4 protein-coding genes are annotated in these 2,207 nt (G+C 61.7%); all 4 read right to left on the reverse strand.

Annotated features, from left to right (window positions below; genetic code table 11):
• Positions 1–913, reverse strand: a 913-nt coding sequence (traW, locus tag E1J61_RS37200; protein ID WP_133098698.1) for a conjugal transfer protein TraW, incomplete at its 3' end; no start/stop codon positions are given.
• Positions 910–1,422 (reverse strand): hypothetical protein, encoded by a 513-nt coding sequence (locus tag E1J61_RS37205; RefSeq protein WP_133098699.1) that lies wholly within the window; start codon positions 1,420–1,422, stop codon positions 910–912. The genes E1J61_RS37205 and traW, both read right to left, overlap by 4 nt.
• A gap of 5 nt (positions 1,423–1,427) precedes the next feature.
• Positions 1,428–1,925, reverse strand: coding sequence for a hypothetical protein (locus E1J61_RS37210; protein ID WP_133098700.1), 498 nt, complete (start codon positions 1,923–1,925; stop codon positions 1,428–1,430).
• A gap of 15 nt (positions 1,926–1,940) precedes the next feature.
• A partial coding sequence (locus E1J61_RS37765) for a hypothetical protein (protein WP_165971649.1) occupies positions 1,941–2,207 on the reverse strand: 267 nt, incomplete at its 5' end.

Below are 2,207 nucleotides of genomic sequence, written 5' to 3' on the forward strand. Positions count from 1 at the left end.
CGGTCAGGTCGAAATACTTGGCCGCATGGTCCGCCTTCTTGATCTCCTGAATCAGCCGGTTGCTGCCCGGGAACGGCATGCGCGAAGCGATCAGGTCAAACTGGATCTTTTCCGCAGCACTCATGTTGGCCTGGTACATCTTCTGCAAGGCGATGTAGCTCTTGCCCTGCTCGGTTGCTGCCTCGGCCTTCGTGATGTTCTGGGGCGGATGCGGGTCCAATGAGAGCCGCGCATAGGCCCGTGCCGCCTCCTCCTGCTCTGTCGAGAAAGTAAGTTCCGGATCCTTGCCAGTCATGCCCGCGCCCGTCAGGATGGATTCGACGTTAGCGTCCGCATCCGGCATGGATGAACCGCTGCAACCCGGGTAGCCCAGCCGCATCTCCACCGCGTTGCAGTATTTCGCCGTGTGAATCGCGTGTGATTGCCTACGGGCGACCTCCGGGGATGGGATGGGATCATTCAAGGCCTTGCTGAGCACGGGGCTGCTGACTGAGGATCCACCGCCACCACCTCGACGGTATCCAGACGACTTGCCGCCAGTCGCGACCGTGGCCTGGCTCGCGTAGTTACCGCTGGAGTTCGAGCACGGGTCGATTGGAAGCTCGGTTTCCCGCTCGACGCGTTCCTTCTCAGCTCTGCGTTGCGTCTCGATCTGGATCTCCCGCTGCTGGTTCGCCGACTGCACAACGGCGTCCGAGATCTTGGACCCCACGTTCGCCACGTTGGTACTCAAGAGGTTGATGGCGTTGGTCAGGGTCCCGGCGAGTGAGCTAGTTGAGGTCGTGATCGTTGTGGTGATCATCGTACTGGCAACCTGGACCGCGCCTACAACGCATGAATCGCATACAGCGTAAGCCGACGGCGAGGCCATCGCCGCGGCAGCGGCGCTGAGGGCGAACAGCTTTCGTTTCACTGGAAGAACCTCCTGAGAGAGTCCACTATCCCGCCCGTGCTGCTACCGGGGGATGACGGGCTGCTTTGCCCGGCGATCCCGCCACCGTTGATGACTCCCGGCAGGTTGTTTCCGATGCCACCGGGCAAGGAATTGGTCGCACCCTTGATCGCATCGTTCGCGGTATTGCGTGCTGCCTGGACGGCGGCGTCGTAGTTCTGCTGCGCCTTCTTGGTCAGGCCCTCGCAGGCCTGCTGTTTCACGCGCCTGAAAGCCTCCTGCAGGATCGTGGTCGACGGCAACTGGGTCGGGTAGCTCGGGAAGTTGTCTAGGCACATCTTCATCAGGTCGTTTGCCTTCTGCAGGACATCGAAGCGCGTATCGATATCGTTCATGCGACGATCACGCTCTTCCTGTCGCTTCTGCTCCATAGCAGTGGATATGTCGCAGCCCTGCTGCGCGGCGCTTGCATACGGGCTCGCCGCTGCGGCAATCAAGGCTACCGTCACGCAACGGGCGCGTAGTGTCATCCTTCTCATGCCTTCCCCAGACGCATAGCGTGTCCCGACGAGTGGGTATCTGTATCGGTTGGCTTGTCGCCCATGCCCTCCACCTTCGTCTCCAGCACCGCGACTTTCCGCTCAAGCTGCAGGACGAACAGGGCATTGCGGAGGTTCGGTGCACCAGCTTCCGTTGCCACCCATGCAAAGGTTTTGAGCAACTGCCTCTCGGCTCCGCTGTCGGTAGTCTCGTGCAGGTCATAGCAGGGATCGGCAAGCCAATCCTCAACGGCCTGCTTGTGGCGGTAGACGGCGTCCTCAATGGCGTGCACGTTCATTTCCGCCTTGCCGCGACGCTCAACAGCTTCTGCCAGGGCGTGGACGCTCAGTTGCGTTTCCATCCCCACCGCGCCAAATCGCGTTGCCTGCGCATGCGCTTCGGCGATCACCGCCATCTCGCTCGGGGCGAGCTGTACGCCAAACGCGTCGGCAACGCCGCGCACGCGTGCCAGATTTTGTTCAATATGTGCCATCTTCTTCTCCAGACGCTAGATCACGGTCGGCTGCCAGCTAGCCCGCCGACGCTGTTCCGGAGGCAACCAGGCATACTCGAACATGGGGTACAACTCGACCGTCTTCCCTTGTTCCGGAGTGAAAATCAACTCCGCCGCCCGGGATAGCAGCAGGATCACGGGTTGCGTGCCCTCATCCTCCAGATCGACTCGCCTCCCCAGCAGGCTCTGGTCCGACGCCGAGTAACGCGCCTTGAGCGGCGCGCCGAAGATGCGCTCGCTGAGCACGCTCGCGACGTCCAC

The sequence above is a fragment of the Cupriavidus sp. L7L genome (genome assembly GCF_004353535.1).
Classification (GTDB): domain Bacteria; phylum Pseudomonadota; class Gammaproteobacteria; order Burkholderiales; family Burkholderiaceae; genus Cupriavidus; species Cupriavidus oxalaticus_A.

Coding starts and splice junctions, on each gene's coding strand:
- E1J61_RS37205 (WP_133098699.1), bottom strand. CDS start 1,422: ATGACACTACGCGCCCGTTGCGTGACGGTAGCCTTGATTGCCGCAGCG.
- E1J61_RS37210 (WP_133098700.1), bottom strand. CDS start 1,925: ATGGCACATATTGAACAAAATCTGGCACGCGTGCGCGGCGTTGCCGAC.